Below are 15950 nucleotides of genomic sequence, written 5' to 3' on the forward strand. Positions count from 1 at the left end.
CCATGAAGAGATTACTTGTATTAGGATTCATTCTGTTATTTTTTGCAATAAATGATACATTTGCGCAGAAATTCGGGTACGTTGATACTCAGTATGTTCTGGGTAGAATGTCTGAATACAAGGAAGCTCAAACTGAAATTGAAACTTTAGCCAAGGGATGGGAGGCAGAAATCCAGACCATGTATAAAGCTGTAGAAGAGAAAGAGGCGGCCTTGCAGGCAGAAGAAGTGTTGCTTACTCCGGAGATGATGCAGGAACGACGAATGGAAATCGATCGTGCCTGGAAAGAAGTAAAAGAATATCAAAAACAGATTTTTGGTTTTGATGGGCTTTACTTCCTAAAGAAAAAAGAGTTGATAAAACCAGTTCAAGATCAGGTTTTTGATGCTGTTGAGAAAGTTGCCAAAAACAACAGACTTCAAATAGTCTTTGACAAGTCTGGAGACTTGGTGATGATTTATACTGATCCTATTCATGATTACACAGATTATGTGTTAGAGGAATTAGGGTTAGGCGAGAATAATGGAGAAAATAACTAGGAAACAACTATTGATTATGAAAACTAAAGTTTTAAGCTTATTGGTAGCTATTATGGCTAGTGCCTTTACACTGTCGGCACAAGATGCTTTAAAAATCGGTTATACCAATGCAGATTATGTCTTGAGCCTTTTGCCTGAGGCTAAGCAGATTGATGCGGATTTGAAAGCTTATGAAAAGCAATTACAAAATTCACTTCAAGCGAAGTATAATGATTATCAGACTAAAATGGCTGAATATCAAGAAAACGCCGCTACTTGGGATGATTTGATCAGAACAAATAAAGAAGAAGAGTTAACTTCTCTTCAACAAAACATCCAAAAATTCACTCAGGATGCTGAGCAATCAATGGCTAACAAGAGAAATCAATTGCTTAAGCCAGTATATGAGAAGATTGGAACTGCTATTGAGAATGTAGCTAAGGAAAACAATTATACGCATATATTCAGTGCTGGAGCACCAGGATTTGATGTGTTACTTTATGCTAGAGAGCAAGACGATGTGTCAAACTTGATATTGAAGAAATTGGGAATTACGCCTCCTGCTGCTGCAGCTGGCAACTAATTCTTGAATAAAATAAGTAAATAAGAAGCGCCCAAGTGGCGCTTTTTTATTGCTGAATTTCTCTAGAGGAGATAAATCTTATGGTCAAGGCTGGAGCAATTATCGGTACGATAATGGTGCCAGCAAAAAGAATAGCCTTTTGAGTTTTGCCTAAGGAGGTAGATCTAACTATTGCTCTTGTCGATACAATAAAAAGGATTGCCGCCCCAATCAGCGCTAGAGCTGTAAAAATCGTCCATACAAGTTCAGTAGTTCCTAGATTGATTTTGTCCATAGTGAGTTGATCTATCTGAATGTGAATTTATGGTTAAATAAAATCTAACCCAAACTAGTTCAGAATGATTCCGGTGATTAAGCCAGCAAGAATGATGAATGGGGTAGGAATGCGTGTGAAGAACATCAAGCTCATGGTTCCAAGCATTAATATGTAATTGATCGGTGTGCCTGGTATAGGCTCAAACAATAAGAATGCTGCGGCAATTACCATTCCTGAGCTGACAGCATTGATTCCTTCTAATGATGCTTTGACCATTCGGTATTTCTTTAAATCTTCCCAAAACCTACTGACAAAGAAAATCAGAAATGTTCCCGGTAAGAAAACTCCGGCAGCAGCCATAAATCCACCTAATATTTGTAAGGAAATAGAGGTTTCTCTCATACTCAAAGTGCCTACATACGCACTGAACGAGAATACTGGGCCTGGTAATGCTTGTACAAATCCGTATCCAGAAAGGAATTGCTCTGATGTAAGGTAGTTTTTAAACTCAACAAACTCTGTATATAGTAGAGGAACAAGCACCTGACCTCCACCAAAGATCAAGCTTCCGTTTCTGTAGAAGTTTTCAAAGAGTCTTATAGGTAAGAATTTAGTGATATGCCCGAGTACTGCCGCAAAGACCAGTACACCGAGCCATAAGAAAAAGTTCGACCAGTTAATTTTGATGGTAGTTTTTTCTTCGAGAGGCTGTTTCTTGTATTTAAATGCAGTGACAAACCCTCCAATTAGTAACATTATTGGGAACGCCCATGGAGTTCTAAAACTCATTGCAGCCATAATTGATATGATCATCAAGAAAAATCCCGTACGAGTTGATACTACGCTGCTAGAAATGCGATATGCCGAATACCCAACTACACCAACAGCTATGGGTTGAATGTATTTGAGGAATTCAAGAGATACATCCAGTGATTCAAACATGTTGACCATAAGGCCAAGGCTAATCATAATGGTCATCGCAGGCAATGCCCAAATGAGCAAAGTCAAATAGGCGAGACTTGGTCCACCGATTTTAAATCCGATGGCTGTAATCGTTTGAGTAGAAGTAGGGCCAGGAAGAATTTGACATAGAGCATACAGCTCCATAAGATCTTTTTCTGAGATATAAGCTCTCTTCTCTACCATCATATCCAGGAAGAGTGCTAAATGAGCTGTAGGACCTCCAAATGAGGTAAGTGAAAGGATTAGAACATCCTTCAGAAATATGATGTATCTAACCCTTCTTACTGACATTAGGATTTCAATCCAATTTCTCTTAATCGTTCATCAAGGAATTCACCGGCAGTCATATCTTCATATCGCTTTGGATTTTCCTCTGTTACACAGCTTTCCAAACAAGTTAAGTCCATGCTTGAAATAGGGTGCATAAAAAAAGGTATGGAGTAACGGGAAGTGCCCATCAACTCTCTTGGAGGATTGACTACTCTATGAATCGTCGACTTCAGTTTATGGTTAGTGAGTCTATCCATCATATCACCAACGTTGACCACTATCTGGTCTGGTAAGGCTGTGATGGAAATCCATTCTCCATCTCGGCGCAGAACTTGTAATCCATCTGCACTAGCTCCCATTAGTAGAGTAATTAAATTGATGTCTCCATGCTCCGCTGCTCTCACCGCATCTTCAGGAATCTCGTCTGGATTTTCTATTGGGAAGTAATGAATTTGTCTTAGGATGCTATTCCCCTGTTTCACTTTCTCGTCGAAATAGAATTCATCTAGACCAATGTGAATGGCGATGGCTCTGAGCATTTGAACTCCTGCTGCCTCCAGGGTTTTGTATGCCTCTGTAGTATACTCGCGAAATGCTGGCACTTCTTTTGGCCAAATATTATCAGGATAATCCGGTAATTGGTTTGCTTTTGGTTGACCAACGTGATAAAACTCCTTCAGGTCCCCAGTATTTCTTCCTTTTGCCTTTTCTCTTCCTTTGCTGATGTACCCACGCTGACCTGCTAGTACCGTTTCTTCATATTGAAGCTTAACCTCATCAGGTAGGCTGAAAAATTCTTTTACTGAAGCATACAATCTTTCAGTAAGTTCATCGGAAAGACCATGGTTCTTAATCGCAACAAAGCCTATGTTTTGATAAGCTTGTCCCAGGTCTGCTACAAATTGTTTTTTCTTTACCGGATCGCCAGAAGTAAAATCAGCTAAATCCAGAGACGGAATTTCTGTATATAATTTGTCGCTCATAGTTGTTTTGGGCATATCCCAAAAATACAGCGATTTGAGTAAATATCATTGAAAAACCTGGTGTAAGACTTTCAAAGACTTGATTTCTCCTATCACATCAGTGTGGTGATGGTAATAATTCAGGATTAATTCTAATGCCTTAAAACGTAATTGTCCATTTCCTCCAACCGGATCGACATAATCTGAGTCGATAATACGTGATACAAAAGCTAGTAGTTGATCGTCTTCATGAATCATCTCTAGCTCCATACTTCGAATAAGAGCATCACCATCATCGATCCCTAATCCTAAATATGGTAAGATTTTCAGTAAAAAATGAAGATGATAATTTTCAATCGCTTCTGCCATCTGGTCGAATTGAACGATGGATTCTAAAAGAAATCCAAAAAGATGTTCTTGCGGCCCTTTTTCGTGTTGAAGAAGCTTCGTCAAGATTTCAGATAAGAATAAGACAATTGTGCTTTTTCGAATGTCGGTTTGTATGCTGTGGGTAGGAATAAGATACTTGTATTCGGACAATCGTTGAATTTCACGACCTGATTTAACATAAGCCACGAGATCTAAAAGTGAGAACGGCTGAAAGTAGCCGATGCTTCTTTTGCTTCGAGCACTTCTGATGCCATTGATCATAAATGGTGTAAGCCCATAATCCTCTGTAAATATCTGAGCGATTATACTTGACTCCTGATATTTGATATACTTGATGACGATCCCACGTGTCTTTTCAATCATTCATTCACAACAGCTAATTTGCCAATATAGGTTTGATCGCCAGGATTATTAGAGCTAAATAAAATATAGATTCCAGAAGATACTCTGTTATTATTGTAATCTGTTAAATCCCAGCTAATAGTGCCTCCGTTGGCATTTAGTTCTTTCATCAACTTACCATTTACATCGGTAATTTTTATAGATGCATTATTCACTAAACCTGTTACGCCAACTTTCCCCTGATAGCCGGGTCTCACCGGGTTTGGGAAAATATTGACATTAGTATGTACAGCTTGGGCCAGCGAAGAATTGGATCTGAATGAAGAAAGACCTTTTTCTGTGAGAATAAACATCTCACCGTTATTAGAATTGTAGGCAAAATCTATAATTGCATTGCTTGGTAATGATGAATTAAGAAATGTAAACCTGTAAGCTAACTGACTAAAGTTGCTGTCGAATACCCAAATACCTTGGTTTTCGGTTCCTACCCATACCCGATTTCCTCCATCTATTGCAACGGCTGTTACATTGACGCTAGTGAATAACTCTTCTCCGTCAAAGTAAGCGGGAATTGCTTCTGTGTTGTTGAAGATAAAGGATGCATCATTATATGAAACAAGGCCAGAGCCTGTTGCTACCCAGGCTTCATCTGAAAGTGAAATAGCCACATTATTCACATTGTTACTAGTAAGTCCATCAGCATTATTAATTACGCGAAATTGATCTTCATCAAGTTCCAGAGTGATGATTCCTCCACCATCCAAAGTGCTTCTAGTTAACCAGATGGTCTCTCTTTCGGATACCTGTACATCTGTTGGAAATGAAGTAATGGTATAATCGCTCTGATATGGAGTCAAGGTTCCTTCTTCATCCAGCGTTATTAATGGAGTTTGGTGATCAAAGCACGTTATGTATAGTTGATCACTACTTGCTAATGATGATATAGTTATCAAATTTGAACTAGTACTCTGATTGATTGATATTTTTTCTTTCGTGGTTAAATTCATTAACCCGTCACTTGCAGATGCTACGTAAATGTTGTCTTGAAAACTCTCGACATCTGTCAGGTTATCAAATCCTGGAATGACAATGTTTGACCAGATTGAATTATCGAAAACATCATAACCGACACCATCATGTCCGGATTCATAGTTTTCAACATTTGGCCCATAAAGAGAGTAGACAGATCCGTTTACAAATTGAATATTTGTGATGTCATCTTTTAGCGGACCATTAGGGTAAAAGGATGTCAATGAATTGTCTAGAAGACCATTTGCTATGGAGCCATACCAAAGCTGCTCATCATAAAACAACAAATTGATGTCGTTATCAAAAGTTGTTTGAGGAGTTAGGGTTTCATTGTTCAGTGAGTAGGCTGTGTTATTACTCAATAGGTACAATTGGTTATTGACTAGCTCAATGTCATTTATTGCTGAGGGCGAGCTATGAAGTAATACCTTATCGATTGTTTTTAGATTGTAAGAATAAATGGACGTGTCATTGACTATAACAGCCAGTAATTCATCATTTATAAAGGTCAGGTTAGAATAAGAATTGTAATCCGTGTCCAATGCTTCCCAATTGTTAAAATCAAGGAGGTTTTGATTTAAAAATCCGAATTGAAGTCCACCGGTTGTAATTGCGACTAAATAGTCTGAATTACTGGCGGTTTCAAAAGCTTCTACATCCGTTGCTCCAACACCAATCGATTGAAAGTTTTCTATGATTTCGCCATTGTTTAAGTTGATCACGATAATGCCAAAGCCATTGGAAGCATATATTCTATCATTTCTTACCTCTATGTCCTTGATAGACTTATCTCCTACAAGAAGTGACTCATAAATTGCCGAGACAGTGATCGTATTACCATCTCTGTAGATATCGATCAATCCCGAAGGATAGCCAATGACCAGTGATCCAGATGAGTGATCATATACGATATCAGAAGCGCCGACATCTGATAAACCATCTATTTTACTTAATAAATTGATAGATCTATCTGCTTTGTTAATATAAAATATGCCGTTTTCAGCTGCGCAGATAATATTTTGATCACTACTGGTGATATGCCGGATGTTTGAGTAACTGAAGTGATTTCTCCAGGTTTCAATAGGGATATTTTGACTTGCCAGGCTGAATGGCAAGCAGAGTAGAAGCAAAAGCTTACTTAGTTGGGCCATGCATTTTTTCATTAAAGCATTTTCTGCAGAGTGCTTCATAGATATCCTTTTCTCCTAAAACGACCGTTTTCTTAGATTTAGTCCGTCGATGTGAATAAGATGCAATTCTTCCACAATCCATACAGATCGCATGAACCTTTGTAATGTATTCGGCAACAGCCATGAGCTTATCCATTGGTTCGAATGGTTTACCCATAAAGTCCATATCCAAACCAGCAACAATTACTCTTTTCCCCTGATCGGCGAGTTGGTTTGCTACATTAACAATTTCAGGATCAAAAAATTGTGCTTCATCAATCCCAACTACGTCACAATTTCCTGCTCTAAGTAGAATATCGTGTGCAAAATTTACTGGAGTGGAATTAATGGCATTGCTGTTATGAGAGACCACTTGCTCTTTGGAGTACCTTTTATCAACTTTTGGCTTAAAGATCTCTACGTTTTGTTGTGCCAACAATGCACGGTTTAGTCGACGAATCAATTCTTCGGTTTTTCCTGAAAACATTGAGCCACAGACTACTTCTATCCAGCCTGATTTGCTGTGGCTGCCAATATTTGGTTCTACAAACATCTATTCTGAATACTCTAAATGAGGTAGTTTATAAAGTTCGGGTGTTTTAATAACCACATCGCCAGATACCTTACATTGACAAGATAAGCGTTGGTTCTCACCTAATCTGCCCAATTTAATAAATCTTAGTTCAGCTTCAGAAAGCTCCGACAAGTTATCATGTCCTTCTAAAATAACGGCAGTGCAGGTAGTACATCTTCCTTTCATTCCACATGCATGCATCCAATCGGTCTCTGAAAGCAAAATATCCAGAAGTTTTTCCGTTTTAGATTTGCAATGAATAGTTTTACTATGGAGGTTATAAATGGTGACTTCCGGCATTTTTCAATCTTCCAAATCTTATGCAAAGGAAACTAAATGATGAGTTTATCAGGGAATATAGTGAAGAGTTTTCTGAAAAAATCACCACAGAATTTTTCGCAGACAATGAACGGATATCGGGTAAGGAAATTCTGAATGTTTCTCCATCCAAACAGGTCAATTTTTTCATCTTAAAAATTCTCTTCCGAAAGTGGCAGGAGGAAATGAAAAGATTGGAGAGTCCTTTCTTCAACTATAAGAATCCGGATGTGCGGAAAGCTATGGTTCAGTTTATGAACACGCTTTCGCAACACATAGAGGTATCTAAAGAGCACTTTGGATCGATGGTGGAAGAGGCAGTTGCTGATACCTTATTATTGGCAATGGAGCCTGGGAGCTATTTAAGTCTGGAATTTGAGGAGATGGATGTCTCAAAGATTACGGATAAGTTGACCAAACCTATTCTCAAGTACATCAAGTTACATAGAACTGATATTGAAGAATTTTTCACTTCTAGTGATGGATTAGAGATTGAAGAATTTGTTGATGCCGCTGGAGAGTATTTCTATGATATTGAAACGGATTCATTGGTTCAGCAACAAGTGGATTTGTTATCGCAGGTGGTTCCTTTATCCTTTGATGATCTTTACTTTTCAGAAGATGAGCTTGTCGATGAGTTTGATGAAGAGGAGGACGATGAAGATGTTTTGCCTTTTGATGATTCTGTTTTGACGGACGATGAAGATGAGACAGAAGTTTCTTTTGACTATCCAGAGGACGATGATGGGCCTGAGTTAGTAGAAGATAATAAGGTAGAAGCCGTTTCTGAAATTGAAGAAGCTACTCAAGAAGAATCGGAAGTAATTCAAGATGAGGAAATAGAGCACGAAGACTCTGAGGTGTCACACTTAGCTGAGGAAGATAGTGAATCGTTTGATGAAGAGTCATATGATGAAGATGCGGACGAAGAAATCGAAGAAAAGGATTCTGAAGTAGAAGATCAGGATACTGAAGAAGATGATTTGGATTCGGAAATAGAAGCTGAAGGTGATCAAGACTTCTCGGAGCAAGAAACTGAGGAATCAATAGGAGAAGAAAATCATGATGAATTTGAAGACGAACAATTAACAGAGGAATCTCCCGTAGTTGAAAGTTCGGACTCAGACGAGGATAAGGAAGAAGAAAAGGACTCATCAATTAATCAGAAATATGCTGAAAGACAGCCAACCATAAATGATCGCTTCACAGCTGAAGAGAAGGAAACTGTAGCTAATAAGTTAGAGACCAAACAGGTCAATAACATCATGGAAGCTATATCTGTCAATCATCGCTATATGTTCACCAAAGAACTATTTGAAGGTGACAGGGAAGCATTTGTTGATGCCATTGATCAATTGGATGCTAAAGAAACGTTCGATGATGCTGTAGAAACGTTGGTTCAGCAATATGCTAACAAGCTACAATGGGATATGAATAGCGATGAGGTAAAGGAACTTTTGAAAGTTATTTTCAGACGTTTTAGATAATCAGAGTCTCTGTAATACCTGCATCCTGTGTGCATCTAGTTTCAGGAAGATAAATAGCAAAATAGTAAACGTCCATAAAGAGGATCCTCCATAGCTAAAGAACGGCAATGGAATACCAATTACTGGAAAAAGTCCGATAGTCATGGCTATATTGAATGCAAAGTGGAAGAACAAAATGGATACCACTGCATAGCCATATATTCGGGCAAATGGACTTTTCTGACGTTCTGCCAGGTATATTAATCTTAGTAGGAGCGTGGTGAAAGCAGCAAGTAGCAAGAAGCTTCCTATCCAGCCTTGTTCTTCACCAACTGTACAGAAAATATTGTCTGTTGTTTGATCTGGTACGAAGTTGAATTTTGTTTGTGTTCCCTGCAAATAGCCTTTACCGGTTAATCCCCCTGATCCAATCGCAATTTTTGATTGAGTAACCTGCCATCCTGCTCCAAGAGGATCTCTGTTGGGGTTGAGCAATTGCATCACACGTTGCTGTTGGTGAGGTTTCAATACATCTGTAAGTATGAAGTCTACGGATTTTACAAACCCAGCAGCGACTATTCCAGCGAGGACGACCACAGCAATTTTGCTAGGTGTTTTAGCTGCCAGGCCTATTCCAAGTAACGTGAGAACTACAATACTAATCAGGAGTATTGTTTGACTAAATATCAATGTAGATAGGAATAATAGCGCTACACCAATACCTATGATTAGAATGAGCGGGTGCATGCCTTCTCTAAACATAACCAAAACAAGGCTTCCAAAAACCATGGCGGTTCCTAAGTCTCCTTGTTTGATAATTAGCAACATTGGAACAAGGAAAAGGGCGAAACCGATTATTTGAGAACGAATATCCTCCGTTTTTCGAGTTGATTTGCTTAGAAACTTAGCTAGTGCTAATGCGGTGGCAAACTTGGTAAACTCTGATGGTTGAAGTTTATAGGATCCTATTTGAAACCAGGATTGTGAACCTGACACTTCCTGGCCAAGGAGTAAAACAAAAATCAAAAGAGCTACAAATACTCCATAGACTATATAGGCGAATGAGTCATAGAACCTGAAATCCACGAGCATGATCAATATAATGAGAATCACCGAAGAAGCAATCCAAATCAGTTGTTTTCCTGAGCTTTGACTAAAGCTGAGTATGCCTTCATTGACGTCTGGATCATAATCTGCCGCGTAGATATTCAGCCATCCACTGAAAACCAGAATGAAGTAGACAAGTACCACTATCCAATCAATCTTGTATATCAGCTGGTCATTTCTCATTGAGCGGCAAGTTTTTTGGCTTTGTTCATAGCTTCCAATTCACGTTTCTGACGTTCATCTAAAAAGTCTCCTTTAAGCACGAATTCTTCTAACCATGGTCGATTGATTTCTCCTGTAATATATTTTTCAATCACCAGACTAGCTGTACCAGCAGCTGCACGTGCTCCCCATCCTGCGTTTTCAACATAGGCAGCAATGGCAATCTGTGGATTTTCTTTGGGAGCAAAACCCATAAAACCAGAGTGGTCCATGCCGTGTGGGTTTTCAACTGTACTTGTTTTACCGCATACGATGATGTCTTGAATAGGAACTCTAAAGTTGCTTTCCGCCATTTTCTGCATTCCATCGATTACAGAATTAAAATGAACTTCATCAATTCCTACATCATTAAGCTTTGGTTCAATTACCCCTTGATCATCAATTGATTTAACAATGTGCGGAGTGTAGTAATGTCCTCTATTTGCAAGGAGTGCGCCAAGATTGGCCATTTGGATAGGAGTGACCAATACTTCGCCTTGACCAATACTAAGTGAGTATATGTTACTAAAGGCCCATCTATTGGTGCCATAAACTCTATCGTAAAATTGAATGTCTGGAATGTAGCCTGATTGTTCATTTGGTATATCAACACCCAGGCGATTGCCCAAGCCAAATCGACTGATGTAGTCATTCCATTTTTCCATACCAATTCGTGCATCAATATACCTACTGTCATGATCTCCTTGTTCGATTACACGTTTGAATACCTTGTAGAAGTAATTGTTTGAGGATAACTGGATCGCTCTTTCTACATCATAAATTCCTGGAGGTGCATGATCACCTATCAAGCTCCCATCACAGATGATTTTCTCTGTAGGTGAAAGCTTATTTTCCTGCATGGCAATGAGTGCCTGAATCGTTTTAAACATGGATCCGGGTGGATACATCGCTTGAAGTGGTCTATTAAATAGAGGCTTCAATGAGTCATTCATTATACTAGGCCCAAACTCTGACAGGTTTCTCCCGCTCAACTGGTTTGGATCGTATGAAGGAGCTGACACCATTGCCAGGATATCTCCAGTCTTTGGATCAATAGCAACCAAACTTCCAACTTTACCAGCAAGTAACTTTTCTGCATAAGCCTGAAGTTCTGAATCTATTGTTAGCTGAATACTTTGACCAGGAACGGAAGCAGTATCATATTCTCCATCTTTGAATTCTCCTTTGACAACCCCTTGTACGTTGACAATTTTGTATCGGACTCCACGCTTACCACGAAGTTTGTCCTCATACTGTTTTTCAATGCCAACTTTACCGATGTAATCTCCACCTTTATAATAATTAGTGGTGTCGCGATTAATCTCACTTCTACTTACTTCTGCGATATAACCTAGTGTATTGGCTAGAATGCTTTTTTCGTAGCCTCGAACTGTTCTTGGAAGGGGATAGAACCCAGAATACTTTACCAATTGATCTTGAATTCTCGCAAAATCTTCATTGGGAATCTGTTCTACAAACTTGGATGACAGAATACTGGAATACCTACGGGCTTTGTCATACTTTGCTTCAAAAGTTGCGTGATCAATTTCCAGTAATTCCATGATTGCTGTCGAATCTTCCAGATCAACTTCCTTAGGTACGATCATTAAATCATAAACAGGAGTATTGTAAACCAATAAGTCGCCATCTCTGTCATAAATCAATCCCCTAAAAGGGTAATCGACGATTTTTTGGAGGATGTTATTTTGTGCAGCTAATTTGTAGTCATCATCTATTACTTGAATGGAAAATAGCCTGATAGAGAATACCAGTGCTATGAAAAGTATCAATCCTTGTATGATGAAACTGCGTGCGTTCATATTCTTCTTGTTTTTGGCGCAATTAGAAAACTAAGTGCAAATACTATCAAGAAGCTGTAGCATGCACTGTAGAACACTTTTACAAACAAAAATCCAAGCGAATTAAATCCCCCATTTTCAATAGAGAAGATAATTGCATGATGAACGAAAATAAGTGGGTATAAGTATTTGACAGATCCCCAAGGACCAAGTTCATTCCAAGACAACTGAATGTCATCATCTGAATGGTCAATGGTAATGTCAAACCAAAAGTCTTTAATAAAGGCGATTAAAATAGTGGCAGAAGCATGAATTCCTGGGGTATTGGAAAATATATCAACAGTCAATCCAGTGAAGAACGCTACTGTCATTCCAATACTTCTACTTAATCCGTAAGGAAGGAAAAGAATGAATCCTACATAGAAGAATCCGAAAGCACTATCAAACAAAACCAGCTTATAGAGAAATGGTATCTGAAGTATCAGAAATACCAAAAGATTAAGTGCCTGTTGAGGATAATTAATTCTTAGCATCAGTCGTTGATCGCTTCAAGTTGTAAACTGTCCTGTTCTTCGATCAGGATATTTTCCACTACAAATACATAGCTCACCGAACTGAAATCAACGGATAAGTCGATTTTAGCTTCGTAAAACACATCATTGTCTTCCAAATTAATGGATGCGATGGTTCCCAACATGATGCCTTCAGGATAAATGGAGTTGTAACCAGAAGTAATCACGCTATCTCCTACCTGAATAGGGATATGCCTTGGAACATACTTCAACTCCGCTTGCAAAGGTGAATCTCCGTCCCATTGTACCGTACACAAGGTATTAGTTCGGACAATATCACTAGAGATCATCAAATTTCTATGCAGCAATGATGTAACGGTAGAAAAGTTGCCTGAAGCTGATTTTACCTGACCTACCACACCAGCACCAGAAACTACTCCCATTCCGGGTTCTATACCCTGATTGAGACCAGCATCTAATGTCATATAATTCATAGACCGGCGAAAAGTGTTGTTGATCACTTTTGCCTTTCTAAAAATATACCGTTCCTTGGAAGAATCAAGCTCAACTTTACCTAGCGACTGATTGGCTAATTGCTCACGAAGCAATTGATTTTCAGCCACCAAATGATCATTGATCTGCTTGAGTTGAAAGTAGTTTGTGGTATTACTGGTTAATGAATTGATCGACGCCACCAGGGAGTTAGATGAATTCAAAAATGCAGCGTTTGGCCTTTTGTTATAGGCGATAATCAACCAAGCACAAACCCCTTCCAATAACAGAAATAACCCGAAGGTTCTAAACCGATAAAGGAAGTTGAGAAGGTTTTGCATTCAAATATTATGTCATTAAGACTGGCTTGTATTGATTTAGGTTTTTAAGTGCAAGGCCTGTACCTCTTACTACTGCTCTCAATGGATCTTCCGCGATATGGATTGGCAATTTCGTTTTCATAGAGAGTCTCTTGTCAAGACCTCTAAGCAAAGCTCCACCACCTGTTAGGTAAATTCCATTATCATAGATGTCAGCAGAAAGTTCTGGAGGAGAAATCTCCAAGGCTTTCAGAACTGCTTCCTCGATTTTTGAAACTGACTTATCAATTGCGAAAGCAATTTCTGAGTAAGAAATCTTGATAACCTTAGGAATACCGGTCATCAAATCACGACCTCTGATTTCGTAATCTTCTGGTCCGTCATCCAATTCAGTAAGAGCAGATCCTACTTCTATTTTCACACGTTCAGCAGTTCTTTCTCCAATTAGAAGGTTGTGCTGACGTCTCATATAATCTAAGATGTCTTTGTTGAAACTATCCCCAGCTACACGAATAGATTGATCACAAACGATACCACTCAATGCAATAACAGCAATCTCCGTAGTACCACCTCCGATATCAACGATCATTGATCCGATAGGCTGCTCGATGTTTATCCCGATACCGACCGCAGCAGCAATTGGCTCGTGAATCATGTATACTTCTTTTGCTCCGGCGTGCTCAGCAGAGTCACGTACCGCTCTTTTTTCCACTTCAGTGATACCAGAAGGGATACAGATTACCATTCTGTGAGAAGATGGCATCCAATTCTTCTTACCATTGTCGATCATTTTGATCATTCCTCTGATCATATGCTCGGCAGCGTGGAAGTCAGCGATCACACCGTCCTTAAGTGGTCGGATGGTTTTGATATTTTCGTGAGTTTTCTCATGCATCTGCATCGCCTCACGTCCTATCGCCAAAACCTTATTATTGTGCTTGTCGATAGCAATGATCGAAGGTTCATCCACCACAATCTTATCTTTACTGATAATCAAAGTGTTGGCTGTACCAAGGTCAATTGCTATATCGCTATTGAAGAAATCGAAAAAACCCATGTTCTACTCGCTGTGTGTTTTGTTGGGAAAGCTACGAATTTAATATGTAAACTGTAGTTATACTAATGTTTAAAATGACGTGTACCTGTGAACACCATTGCCATGCTGTGTTCGTCACAATAATCGATGGATAATTGATCTTTTACAGATCCACCGGGTTGGATTACTGCCTTGATTCCAGCTTTGTCAGCTATCTCCACACAATCAGGGAATGGGAAGAAGGCATCAGATGCCATTACAGCTCCATTCAAATCAAAGCCGAACTTCTTAGCTTTATCAATAGCTTGCTCTAATGCATCTACACGAGAAGTTTGACCAACTCCACTTGCGAACAATTGCCCATTGTTAGCCAGGATAATAGTGTTTGATTTTGATTGCTTACAAATCTTAGATGCAAAGATTAGACTATCTATTTGCTCTTGTGTAGGAGCAACTTTAGTCACGACTTTAAGGTCTTTTGCACTATCGGTAATGTGATCGTAATCCTGAACGAGCGTACCATTCAGCATGCTCTTATGTATTTTCTTTCTATCCCATCCTTTTTTAAGGACAAGAAGGATTCTGTTTTTCTTTTGTTTTAAAACCTCTAAAGCTTCTTCGCTAAATGCAGGAGCAATTAGAATTTCGAAGAACAATGAGTTCATTTCTTCCGCAGCTTCTTTGGTTACTTCTTTATTGGTCACCAATACACCACCAAATGCAGAGATAGTATCCGCCTGGAATGCTTTCTGATATGCAGTTTTTACATCAGCACCAGTTGCTACTCCACAAGCATTGTTGTGCTTAAGGATAGCGAAAGCAGTTTCTTCACCAAACTCACCAATTAATTGGATGGCAGCTTCAATGTCTACAAGGTTGTTGTAAGAGATCTCTTTGCCATGAATTTGATTAAAGTAAGATTCAGTCTCTTGATAGAATACTCCTTGTTGGTGAGGATTCTCTCCATATCTCAATACTTTGCCATTTCTCGCACTTGTCTTGAACGACGGAACAAGTCCGTCACCGTTCATGTAGTTGAAAATAGCTGAGTCGTAGTGAGATGAAGTGTCGAATGCTCTAGTTGCAAAGAGTTTTCTGTCTTCAATGGAAGTCTCACCTTTTTGATCTTGCAAGATCTGAAGAAGATCGCCATAGTATTCTCTTGAAGAGACAATCAAAACATCTTTGAAGTTTTTAGCTGCTCCTCTGATCAAAGCAATTCCTCCAATGTCAATTTTCTCGATAATGTCTTCTTCGCTAGCACCACTTGCTACAGTTTCCTCGAAAGGATACAAATCAACAATTACCAGATCAATGGCTGGAATATCAAACGTGTCTTTTTCTTTTAGGTCACCTTCATGGTCTCTTCTGTGTAAGATTCCGCCAAATACTTTTGGGTGAAGGGTTTTAACTCGACCTCCGAAAATAGAAGGATAATCCGTAACATCTTCTACTGCAGTTACTGGAACATTCATCTCCTCGATGAAGCTCTGAGTACCACCAGTTGAATAGATTTTCACTCCCAATTCGTTCAATTGCTCCACGATTGGGGCCAGTCCATCCTTGTAAAAAACTGAAATTAACGCTGATTTGATCTGTACTTTGCTCATGTGCCTGAAAATAAGCTGCAAAGCTACAGATAT

The 15950-nt window shown here is 39.0% G+C and carries 16 protein-coding genes; 3 read left to right on the forward strand and 13 right to left on the reverse strand.

Annotated features, from left to right (window positions below):
• Positions 1-2: 2 nt before the first annotated feature.
• Positions 3-539: an OmpH/Skp family outer membrane protein gene (locus tag NXS00_RS16650; RefSeq protein WP_258100381.1), complete on the forward strand. Its 537-nt coding sequence runs from the start codon at positions 3-5 to the stop codon at positions 537-539.
• Between the two features lie 16 nt (positions 540-555).
• On the forward strand, positions 556-1101 hold the full coding sequence (locus NXS00_RS16655) for an OmpH/Skp family outer membrane protein (RefSeq protein ID WP_258100382.1): 546 nt from the start codon (positions 556-558) through the stop codon (positions 1099-1101).
• Between the two features lie 46 nt (positions 1102-1147).
• On the opposite strand, the gene NXS00_RS16660 is transcribed toward NXS00_RS16655, so the two are convergent.
• The 7 genes from NXS00_RS16660 to NXS00_RS16690 are packed head-to-tail and all read right to left on the reverse strand — an operon-like array spanning position 1148 to position 7356.
• A complete protein-coding gene (locus tag NXS00_RS16660) occupies positions 1148-1375 on the reverse strand; it encodes a hypothetical protein (RefSeq protein WP_258100383.1) in 228 nt (75 codons plus the stop codon).
• Positions 1376-1429: 54 nt separating this feature from the next.
• Positions 1430-2611: a chromate efflux transporter gene (gene chrA / locus NXS00_RS16665; RefSeq protein ID WP_258100384.1), complete on the reverse strand. Its 1182-nt coding sequence runs from the start codon at positions 2609-2611 to the stop codon at positions 1430-1432.
• Positions 2611-3573 carry an isopenicillin N synthase family dioxygenase gene (locus tag NXS00_RS16670; RefSeq protein WP_258100385.1) on the reverse strand — a complete coding sequence of 321 codons (963 nt, stop codon included), beginning with the start codon at positions 3571-3573 and terminating at the stop codon, positions 2611-2613. The genes chrA and NXS00_RS16670 overlap by 1 nt, the downstream gene beginning before the upstream one ends.
• A 45-nt stretch (positions 3574-3618) precedes the next feature.
• Positions 3619-4305: a DNA repair protein RecO gene (gene recO / locus NXS00_RS16675; RefSeq protein WP_258100386.1), complete on the reverse strand. Its 687-nt coding sequence runs from the start codon at positions 4303-4305 to the stop codon at positions 3619-3621.
• Positions 4302-6464, reverse strand: a complete 2163-nt coding sequence (gene porZ, locus NXS00_RS16680) for a type IX secretion system anionic LPS delivery protein PorZ (protein ID WP_258100387.1) — start codon at positions 6462-6464, stop codon at positions 4302-4304. Before porZ ends, recO begins: the two co-directional genes overlap by 4 nt.
• On the reverse strand, positions 6448-7035 hold the full coding sequence (locus NXS00_RS16685) for a thymidine kinase (RefSeq protein ID WP_258100388.1): 588 nt from the start codon (positions 7033-7035) through the stop codon (positions 6448-6450). The genes porZ and NXS00_RS16685 overlap by 17 nt, the downstream gene beginning before the upstream one ends.
• Positions 7036-7356 carry a 2Fe-2S iron-sulfur cluster-binding protein gene (locus tag NXS00_RS16690; RefSeq protein ID WP_258100389.1) on the reverse strand — a complete coding sequence of 107 codons (321 nt, stop codon included), beginning with the start codon at positions 7354-7356 and terminating at the stop codon, positions 7036-7038.
• A gap of 20 nt (positions 7357-7376) precedes the next feature.
• On the opposite strand from NXS00_RS16690, the gene NXS00_RS16695 reads away from it, so the two are divergent.
• On the forward strand, positions 7377-8861 hold the full coding sequence (locus NXS00_RS16695) for a DUF8457 domain-containing protein (protein WP_258100390.1): 1485 nt from the start codon (positions 7377-7379) through the stop codon (positions 8859-8861).
• On the opposite strand, the gene rodA is transcribed toward NXS00_RS16695, so the two are convergent.
• The 6 genes from rodA to purH form a co-directional block, all read right to left on the reverse strand.
• Positions 8862-10130: a rod shape-determining protein RodA gene (gene rodA / locus NXS00_RS16700; protein WP_258100391.1), complete on the reverse strand. Its 1269-nt coding sequence runs from the start codon at positions 10128-10130 to the stop codon at positions 8862-8864.
• Entirely contained in the window at positions 10127-11968 is a 1842-nt protein-coding gene (locus NXS00_RS16705; RefSeq protein ID WP_258100392.1) for a penicillin-binding transpeptidase domain-containing protein, read from the reverse strand. Before NXS00_RS16705 ends, rodA begins: the two co-directional genes overlap by 4 nt.
• Positions 11965-12480, reverse strand: coding sequence for a hypothetical protein (locus NXS00_RS16710; protein ID WP_258100393.1), 516 nt, complete (start codon positions 12478-12480; stop codon positions 11965-11967). The genes NXS00_RS16705 and NXS00_RS16710 overlap by 4 nt, the downstream gene beginning before the upstream one ends.
• Positions 12480-13292, reverse strand: coding sequence for a rod shape-determining protein MreC (gene mreC, locus NXS00_RS16715; RefSeq protein ID WP_258100394.1), 813 nt, complete (start codon positions 13290-13292; stop codon positions 12480-12482). The genes NXS00_RS16710 and mreC overlap by 1 nt, the downstream gene beginning before the upstream one ends.
• A 7-nt stretch (positions 13293-13299) precedes the next feature.
• Positions 13300-14328, reverse strand: a complete 1029-nt coding sequence (locus tag NXS00_RS16720; protein WP_258100395.1) for a rod shape-determining protein — start codon at positions 14326-14328, stop codon at positions 13300-13302.
• Positions 14329-14390: 62 nt separating this feature from the next.
• Complete coding sequence (gene purH, locus NXS00_RS16725) at positions 14391-15917, reverse strand: bifunctional phosphoribosylaminoimidazolecarboxamide formyltransferase/IMP cyclohydrolase (RefSeq protein ID WP_258100396.1); 1527 nt, start codon at positions 15915-15917, stop codon at positions 14391-14393.
• Positions 15918-15950: the final 33 nt, after the last annotated feature.

Source organism: Marinoscillum pacificum, assembly GCF_024714495.1.
Lineage (GTDB): Bacteria > Bacteroidota > Bacteroidia > Cytophagales > Cyclobacteriaceae > Marinoscillum > Marinoscillum pacificum.

Excerpts from the sequence above, each read along its gene's own strand:
- NXS00_RS16705 (WP_258100392.1), bottom strand. The coding sequence starts at position 11,968 with ATGAACGCACGCAGTTTCATCATACAAGGATTGATACTTTTCATAGCA.
- NXS00_RS16650 (WP_258100381.1), top strand. The coding sequence starts at position 3 with ATGAAGAGATTACTTGTATTAGGATTCATTCTGTTATTTTTTGCAATA.
- recO (WP_258100386.1), bottom strand. The coding sequence starts at position 4,305 with ATGATTGAAAAGACACGTGGGATCGTCATCAAGTATATCAAATATCAG.
- porZ (WP_258100387.1), bottom strand. The coding sequence starts at position 6,464 with ATGGCCCAACTAAGTAAGCTTTTGCTTCTACTCTGCTTGCCATTCAGC.
- NXS00_RS16685 (WP_258100388.1), bottom strand. The coding sequence starts at position 7,035 with ATGTTTGTAGAACCAAATATTGGCAGCCACAGCAAATCAGGCTGGATA.
- NXS00_RS16660 (WP_258100383.1), bottom strand. The coding sequence starts at position 1,375 with ATGGACAAAATCAATCTAGGAACTACTGAACTTGTATGGACGATTTTT.
- rodA (WP_258100391.1), bottom strand. The coding sequence starts at position 10,130 with ATGAGAAATGACCAGCTGATATACAAGATTGATTGGATAGTGGTACTT.
- purH (WP_258100396.1), bottom strand. The coding sequence starts at position 15,917 with ATGAGCAAAGTACAGATCAAATCAGCGTTAATTTCAGTTTTTTACAAG.
- NXS00_RS16655 (WP_258100382.1), top strand. The coding sequence starts at position 556 with ATGAAAACTAAAGTTTTAAGCTTATTGGTAGCTATTATGGCTAGTGCC.
- NXS00_RS16670 (WP_258100385.1), bottom strand. The coding sequence starts at position 3,573 with ATGAGCGACAAATTATATACAGAAATTCCGTCTCTGGATTTAGCTGAT.
- mreC (WP_258100394.1), bottom strand. The coding sequence starts at position 13,292 with ATGCAAAACCTTCTCAACTTCCTTTATCGGTTTAGAACCTTCGGGTTA.
- NXS00_RS16695 (WP_258100390.1), top strand. The coding sequence starts at position 7,377 with ATGCAAAGGAAACTAAATGATGAGTTTATCAGGGAATATAGTGAAGAG.
- chrA (WP_258100384.1), bottom strand. The coding sequence starts at position 2,611 with ATGTCAGTAAGAAGGGTTAGATACATCATATTTCTGAAGGATGTTCTA.
- NXS00_RS16690 (WP_258100389.1), bottom strand. The coding sequence starts at position 7,356 with ATGCCGGAAGTCACCATTTATAACCTCCATAGTAAAACTATTCATTGC.
- NXS00_RS16720 (WP_258100395.1), bottom strand. The coding sequence starts at position 14,328 with ATGGGTTTTTTCGATTTCTTCAATAGCGATATAGCAATTGACCTTGGT.
- NXS00_RS16710 (WP_258100393.1), bottom strand. The coding sequence starts at position 12,480 with ATGCTAAGAATTAATTATCCTCAACAGGCACTTAATCTTTTGGTATTT.